This window comes from Methylobacterium sp. BTF04, assembly GCF_010692745.1.
Classification (GTDB): domain Bacteria; phylum Pseudomonadota; class Alphaproteobacteria; order Rhizobiales; family Beijerinckiaceae; genus Methylobacterium.
In genome coordinates, this window is sequence record NZ_JAAHTB010000101.1 from 1 (window position 1) to 4,628 (window position 4,628).

The 4,628-nt window shown below is 64.2% G+C and carries 4 protein-coding genes and 1 pseudogene; 1 reads left to right on the forward strand and 4 read right to left on the reverse strand.

All coding sequences use genetic code 11. The features are described 5' to 3' along the window. Positions 1-54 precede the first annotated feature (54 nt). The 3 genes from ltrA to G3T14_RS23090 form a co-directional block, all read right to left on the reverse strand. Entirely contained in the window at positions 55-1,176 is a 1,122-nt protein-coding gene (gene ltrA, locus G3T14_RS23080; protein WP_348645332.1) for a group II intron reverse transcriptase/maturase, read from the reverse strand. Positions 1,177-1,814: 638 nt separating this feature from the next. Continuing rightward, complete coding sequence (locus tag G3T14_RS23085; protein ID WP_163644842.1) at positions 1,815-2,117, reverse strand: ribbon-helix-helix domain-containing protein; 303 nt, start codon at positions 2,115-2,117, stop codon at positions 1,815-1,817. Beyond that, positions 2,114-2,767 (reverse strand): ParA family protein, encoded by a 654-nt coding sequence (locus G3T14_RS23090; RefSeq protein ID WP_163644843.1) that lies wholly within the window; start codon positions 2,765-2,767, stop codon positions 2,114-2,116. The genes G3T14_RS23085 and G3T14_RS23090 overlap by 4 nt, the downstream gene beginning before the upstream one ends. Positions 2,768-3,452: 685 nt before the next feature. On the opposite strand from G3T14_RS23090, the gene G3T14_RS23095 reads away from it, so the two are divergent. After that, positions 3,453-4,478 carry a site-specific integrase gene (locus G3T14_RS23095; RefSeq protein WP_163644844.1) on the forward strand — a complete coding sequence of 342 codons (1,026 nt, stop codon included), beginning with the start codon at positions 3,453-3,455 and terminating at the stop codon, positions 4,476-4,478. 71 nt (positions 4,479-4,549) lie between these two features. On the opposite strand, the pseudogene G3T14_RS23100 reads toward G3T14_RS23095, so the two are convergent. Further along, a pseudogene (locus tag G3T14_RS23100) lies at positions 4,550-4,628 on the reverse strand (IS6 family transposase); the annotation flags it as partial.

The following is a 4,628-nucleotide window of genomic DNA, read 5'->3' on the forward strand; positions in this document are numbered from 1 at the left end:
TTCCCGGCACGTTCGCCCTTAGCGTACGATCCGATCACTTTCTTGCAGCGACCCCTAGTAGGCAAAGTGACCGGTGACCACTTGCTTCAGCCAAGCTCCCTGGATCGGGATCGGCTGATGCATGCGTCGCCGAAGCTCATCCTTCAGCTCCTTGAGCTTGGCACGTCTCCGATCGGCCCGGGTGATCCTCCTGAGGAGGAACTGCCCCTTACGGGACCGGCCGCAGATGTGCGTGAACCCGAGGAAGTCGAAGGTCTCCGGTTTGGTCAGGCCCCGGCTCGATCGCCGTGCAGCCGCATGGCGGCCGAACTCGATCAGTCGGGTCTTGTCCGGATTGAGCTTCAGGGCGAACGCCTCCAACCGTGCCTGCATCGCCTGCTGGAAGTGGTGGGCGTCGTCCTCCCGTTCGAAGCCGACGATCTGGTCGTCGGCATAGCGCACCACGATCATTGCGCCCCGGGCCTCCCGCCGTCGCCAGCGCTCGGCCCAGAGATCGAAGACGTAATGCAGGTAGACGTTGCCCAGGAGCGGCGAGATCACCGATCCTTGCCCCGTCCCCCTGTCGTCGACGGTGACGACCCCGTCCTCCAGCACCCCCGCCTTCATCCATCTCTGGATCAGGCGGAGGATGCGCTGGTCGTCGATGCGGTGTTCCAGGAAGCGGATCATCCATCTCTGGTCGATCGCCCCGAAGAAGTTCTCCACGTCGGCGTCCAGGATGTAGTTCACCTTGCGGCGGTCGATCGCCACCGCCAGGGCGTCGAGCGCATCGTGCGGTCCTCGTCCGGGCCGGAACCCGTAGGAGAACCCGAGGAAGTCTTCCTCGTAGATGGTGCTCAGCACCATGGCAGTCGCACCCTGGACGATCTTGTCCTCCAAGGCGGCGATCGCCAGCGGCCTTTGCCGGCCGTCCGCCTTCGGTATGTACGTCCGGCGGGACGGTTGCGGGCGGTAGCTTCCCCCATGGACCCGATCGTGGAGATCCGCGAGCCGAAGCTCGATCCCCACCTCGTAGTCCTCCCACGTCACGCCATCCACGCCCGCGGCGGCCCGGCGCTTGAGCGCCAGGAACGCCGCCCTGAGCATGTCGACGTCGATGTGGTGCAGGAGCGCGGTGAACCGTTCCGTTCTCCCATGCTTTGCGGCTTGCCGTACGCGTTCCAGCGCCTGTGTCACGCCAGCCCGGCCCTGGGTCCGGAGCGTGCTTTGCCGGTTCGCGTTCCCCTCGGTTCCCGGCCTTGGCTCCACCGGCTCCGCCCCCGGTTGCCCGGGTTTGTTCGTCGGCTTCTCAGCTACTATGCCGGAATCAGACTTCTCCCGATCGTTCATCGGCGGCTTCGGCTCCTCGCCTTCCCGCCACGGACCGATCCACCACGACGGCCATCGGCCGATCGGGAGATCTCCCGGTTCCCGAACAAGGAACGTCCGCACATGCCAGGGTCTGCGACCACGCCGGGTCGGGCAGGCACTCGCGATGACGCGCCTGTCCGTGTTGCCTTCCGACTACCCAACGTCGTCGGCACCCGGGAGATGTAACTTTCGTGGCTCGATAGCTGGCCTATGCGCTCCCCTACCGACGCTTCGCCGACGCCCTCACGGACGCCAACGCACGGCTCGGGGCCGATGCGGTTCGCTACACCTTCATCGTGACGGACTTCCACCATCTGTTCCTTGCCGGTCTCCCGGCGCACTGGGTAATTACTGATGCGCCAGTACTAAGCTGCCAACGTTCGTGTGTAGTAATGTACGGCGCTAGCACGATACCGACGAAGGGCACTCGCAAGGGTGCCCTTTCTCATTCATACAGTGCCGACTCAGGCGACGGGCGGCTTCCCGTTCTTCACGAGGATGTCGTTGATGGCCTCGGTCATGACGTCTTGAAGGGTACGCTCACCATCAAGTGCCACCTGCTTGAGGGCCTTCCACGCCTCAGGTCTGGCGCGGACCAATATCCCACGCCGTCCGTCTGGCTGCCGGTTTCGGCGGATCGCATCCGTCACGACGGCCTCGGCTTGAGACGCCGCTTCCATCTTATCTATCGGCCCGGCGGCGTTCTGCTCGGTGGTCTTCGGCGACAGCCTGGACGCCAGATTGGCGAAGCTCGGCTTTTTGCTCAAGGCGACTTTCCTTCTTTCATGCCGAGCGCCCGGCGTGTTGCCTGCCACAAGTCCGAAACCTCGGATGCAGCGGCACTTCCTGGCTCGAATTCGCCAACGGCCTGCCCGCTCGCCAGAGCGTGAGCGAAAGCCGCGCGGGTGGTGATCTGCCCTGCCCAAGGTGTCGCGTTCATGCCGAATAGAGCTTCGCGGGCCTCGTTCACGACATGCGCCGCGGCTAGCCCTCGGCGAGGGGGTGCCGAGTTGATGACGGGGAGAACGGGCTTTCCGATAGCACGGGCCATCTCAAGGGTGGCAGCGACGGCGGCGATGTCGAACACGGCAGGCCGGAAGGGGATCACAGCCAGATCCGCGACGCGCATGGCGGCGGCGATGTCAGCCGTGTTGTGCGGGGGCGTGTCGATCAAGACCCACTTCACACCATCGCGGCGGGCGGCCTCTACGGTATCGGCTAGCTCGCGGGCCTCACATTTCACGAGAACCGGCGTCTCAGCCTGTCGCAGCTCATGCCAGAGAGCGAGGCTTCCTTGCGGATCGCAGTCGATAAGGACAGCCGGCGCATTGGGGGCATCAGCGTAGACGGACAAATGAGCGGCAAGGGTGCTCTTGCCGCTGCCGCCCTTCCTGCTGGTGAAGGCTATAACTTTCATGGGCGCCTCACCGCGGGGTCGGCCGTGCTGCATGTGGTGCGCGGCCCCCCAGTTATTTCTGGGGTGGTGTGCCGGCAATACTGGATCTCGCCATTCCAATGATCGAGCCTGATGAACCGAGCAATCGCCTCGCTCGCGCTCACTTCAATGGAAAGGGGTTGGACGCTCCATCGGCCGACAAAGGCATAGGTGCCCGCGAGGATGATGGAGGCGGTCACAATGGCTGATGCGACCTCGCGCAACGTCCGTACTCCGGTGGCTTGCTGCGTTCCTACTGGCATAGAGTGGAAAGGATGTTAACCCCTACCGCGCTCAAGGCGTTCACCCGTTTCGTGCTGCCGTCCTACGCCTCATTAGTCGTAGTTTGATAGCACCATAGCGGAGTGCGGGACTATTGCACTGCATAGCTATCGGTTGTAACTTTCGATAATCGTTCTTCTCGAAAGTTTGACCATGCCCGCGTCGCCTATTGATCAACCAACTGACGATAGCGACGGCCTATCTCAAGAGTGGGCGGAGACGGTTATCAATGCTGCGCATAACCTCGGCTTCGAACACGCGCCGTGCGCCTTAAGCGCGGAGCACTGGCAGATGGTGCTCACGAGCGTCGCTGCTCGAATGCAGATGCGAGGGGCCATGCCCCCGTTCGGCTGGAAAGAAGCCCTGGCACGCCGAGTCGGCCGCCGTGAGCACTAACGCGCTTCTCGTGGATTTGCCGGACACCCTCCCGGCCGATATCGCGTCAATCGTTCAGGCGTATCAGCGTGCCAGCAAGGCGGACTCGACCGTCCGCGCCTATCGCAGCGATGCGGTCCTGTTCGAGGCGTGGTGCGCCGGGTACGGCTTCCGGTCCCTGCCGGCGTCGCCTTCGGCCGTGGCGGGCTTCCTAGTGCACGAGGCCGAGGCCGGGCGATCCGCCTCGACGATCGGCCGGCGCTGCGCCGCGATCCGGTACGCGCACAAGCTCGCGGGCCAACTCGACCCGACCGACAACGAGGACGTGCGGGCCACGATGAAGGGTATCCGCCGGACAATCGGCACCGCCCCGACGCAGAAGGCAGCTGCTACCGCCGAAGTGCTGGCGGCCATGCTGATGCGGACCCCCGACACGCTGACCGGCAAGCGGGACCGGGCACTACTGGCGCTGGGCTTCGCGGGTGCCTTCCGACGCTCCGAGCTGGTGGCGCTCAACGTCGCCGATCTCCGCGAGGACAAGGACGGCCTACGGGTCATGGTCCGGCGGTCGAATACGGATCAGGAAGGGCAGGGATTCGAGAAGGCAATTCCGCATGGTCGCTTCATTCGGCCGGTTGCTCTAGTGCGCGAATGGCTCGATGCGGCCGGGATCTCGGATGGCCCGGTATTTCGGCCTGTGTCGCGATCGGGGAGGGTGCGAGGGTTCACCCATTTGGGGGATGCCTTCACCCATTTGGGGGATGTCCCCGCTGCCGCTAGAGTAGCGACAGCCCCGCTCCTGACGACGCAGGCCGTGGCCGACATCATAAAGCGGTACGCCGCGGCGGCTGGGCTCGATGCCTCGACCTTTGGGGCTCACAGTCTCCGGGCCGGCTACATCACGACGGCGGCAGAGCGAGGCGCGGATCTCTCTCGCATCATGGACCAGAGCGGGCACCGTGACCCTCGCACGGTAGTCGGGTACATCCGGCGGGCGAATGCCTTCAAGGATCACTCGGGGAGTGGGTTTTTGTAGATTAAAAGGGATTTAAGGGGCGTGTCGCAAACTCGGATATGAGGCGCGGAACGACCTCTGCCGTCCTGCTTTCACGCTTTGTTCGCCTGGGGAAACCCAAAGCAGAGCGCAAGTAGCTGGTTCTGCTCGCGGACGGTCCATGCGCCGGCA